The 2,137-nt window shown below is 68.1% G+C and carries 2 protein-coding genes and 1 pseudogene; 1 reads left to right on the forward strand and 2 read right to left on the reverse strand.

The features are described from left to right. Positions 1-318: 318 nt before the first annotated feature. Positions 319-834, forward strand: coding sequence for a hypothetical protein (locus AB1460_RS37010; protein ID WP_368967190.1), 516 nt, complete (start codon positions 319-321; stop codon positions 832-834). Positions 835-949: 115 nt separating this feature from the next. Here AB1460_RS37010 and AB1460_RS37015 read toward each other — a convergent pair. After that, positions 950-1,730 (reverse strand): annotated as a pseudogene (locus AB1460_RS37015) (SDR family NAD(P)-dependent oxidoreductase). Beyond that, a complete protein-coding gene (locus AB1460_RS37020; RefSeq protein ID WP_368967192.1) occupies positions 1,715-1,981 on the reverse strand; it encodes a hypothetical protein in 267 nt (88 codons plus the stop codon). Before AB1460_RS37020 ends, AB1460_RS37015 begins: the two are co-directional and overlap by 16 nt. Between the last annotated feature and the right edge of the window lie 156 nt (positions 1,982-2,137).

The following is a 2,137-nucleotide window of genomic DNA, read 5'->3' on the forward strand; positions in this document are numbered from 1 at the left end:
TCCTCGACGCCGCATGCAACAATCGCACCTGCGAAGTGCCCTCTCGATCTGGCGGACGGAAGCCTAGAGAACTCCCATCCTCCCAGCTCAGAGGGCACTTCCGCGTTCAGGGACCCCAACAGACAGCCATAAACACCGGTGCATCCAGGCTGAGGATGCTCGGACAGCATTCACGCGGAACCAGGTGGACGACGGCGCCGCGCGACGGTCATCTCGACGAACGGTCACGGCATGTCGGATCATGGTGGTATGAGTCGTCGGTCAGTGGTGAAGCGCTTTCGTCTTCGTGCGTGGCATTCCGGATCGGCCGGGGAGGGGATGTCGACCGCTGTCGTCCGTCCGGACACTTTTCTGGATCAGCGAGATTTCGTCCTGCGGTGCACCGACTGCCGGGAACGGCTTGTCTACCGGGTCTACGGCGTTGGCGAGACGATCCGGTGGCGTTTGTTGTGGCTGGCTACCGGGCTGCTCGGGCTTGCTGTTGGCGGTGTGGCGATATGGATCGGGGTGAGCGGTCAGATGGGCGCGGACAGCCTGCCGGCGTCCCGCCTGCTGGTCCTGCTGGTCGCGACTCCGATCACTGCGTTCGGATTTGTGCGCTGGTCGAACGAGTCCGGTGTACGGGGGCCGGGGGTGCCTACGTGGACGATCTGGAATGGTCCGCACGAGGTGTCGATCGGCGATGTCCCCACCGGCAGCCTGCTGGTCTGTGAGCACTGCGACCACAGCGTGCCACTCGGCTTCGGTCCGCAGGCCTACTACGAAGCCAAACGACGTCTGGCGGAGCACCCCTGCCCGGGGCTCGGGGCCGAACCGGGCAGGAAGAACCGATAGCGGCACCGCCGCGCGGTCCGTGATCCCCCTTCGCCGCACGCAAACGGTCGAGTTGCCCGCCGCACAGCACGAGGCGCTCGCCGCCTCCATCCACCCGCAGTAACGGTGATCTCGGTCAGTAGCCGCGGGCGCTCGGGCGGCCCTGGGCGCCGTCGACGGCGATGTCGGCTCCGTTCACCCAGCTGGCCCGGTCGGACAACAGGAAGGTCACAACGTCCGCGACCTCCTCGGCGGTGCCCAGTCGGCCGGCGGGGAGATCCCGCTCCAGAAACGTGTCGAAGTCCGCCGGGTGCTGGCGGGCGTAGTTCTCCCAGCCGCCGCTGGGGAAGAGGATCGACCCGGGGCTCACCGCGTTGACCCGCACGTTGAACGGTGCCAGTTCCCGGGCGAAGGCCGCCGCCAGGTAGATCTCCGCGGCCTTGGCCGCCCCGTACTGCGCCCGTGGTGACGGCTTCGAACCCGTGATCGACGAGACGATGACGACCGACCCGCCGCCGCTCTTCTTCATGTGCGGGACGGCGGTGCGGATCGCCCGGACGGCGTGGCCGGCGTTGAGCTCGAACGTCTGTGCCCAGTCCTGGGGGGGTGGAGTCGAGAAGATCCCCTCCGACGGTGCCGCCAACGTTCGCGACCAGCAGGTCGACGCCCCCGAAGTACTCGGCCGCGGCATCGACGAAACGTTCGACGTCACCGGGTCTGGTCACGTCAGCCGTCAGACCGAAGACGTCGGGGTCGGCCAGGTGGAGATCCGCCGCGGCCTGGGCCAGGGTGTCGGAGTCGCGTCCGCAGATTCCGATTCGGGCGCCCTCGGCTGCCAGGCGGGACGCGATCGCCCGTCCGATGCCGCGGGAACCCCCGGTGACGAGCGCGACCTTGCCGCTCAGATGAAGATCCACTGGAGTGTGTCCGCCTGTCGACTGCGCGCCGCCGAACCGGCGCCGGTTTCGGGACGGCCTGCTGCGCGCCGCGAAGCGTGCGGGCAAGGTTGGCCCGGCGCTCCCGCAGGTCTCGGACGGACGACACCCGCCTGCTGGGCGAAGGTTCGTGCCTTCTCGGGCCTGGCGAGCGCCGTGTAGGACGTGCCGGCGTAGAACGGCAGGTAACGATAGTCGAAGGAGAAGATGCTGCGCGACGTCTTTTCCGCCACCGGCTCGGAGGAGTCCTCCGAACGGGCGACGGAGCCTGTCAATCCCGATGAGACATCAGGCTGCTTGGTTTGTGGGTAGCGCCTCCTCGGTCTCGATGATCGCTGGGGGCTGGTTGATCCACGCCTTGGTCGGCAGCGCGGGCGGGGCCGGTCGGC

The sequence above is a fragment of the Parafrankia sp. FMc2 genome, assembly GCF_041008525.1.
Classification (GTDB): domain Bacteria; phylum Actinomycetota; class Actinomycetes; order Frankiales; family Frankiaceae; genus Parafrankia.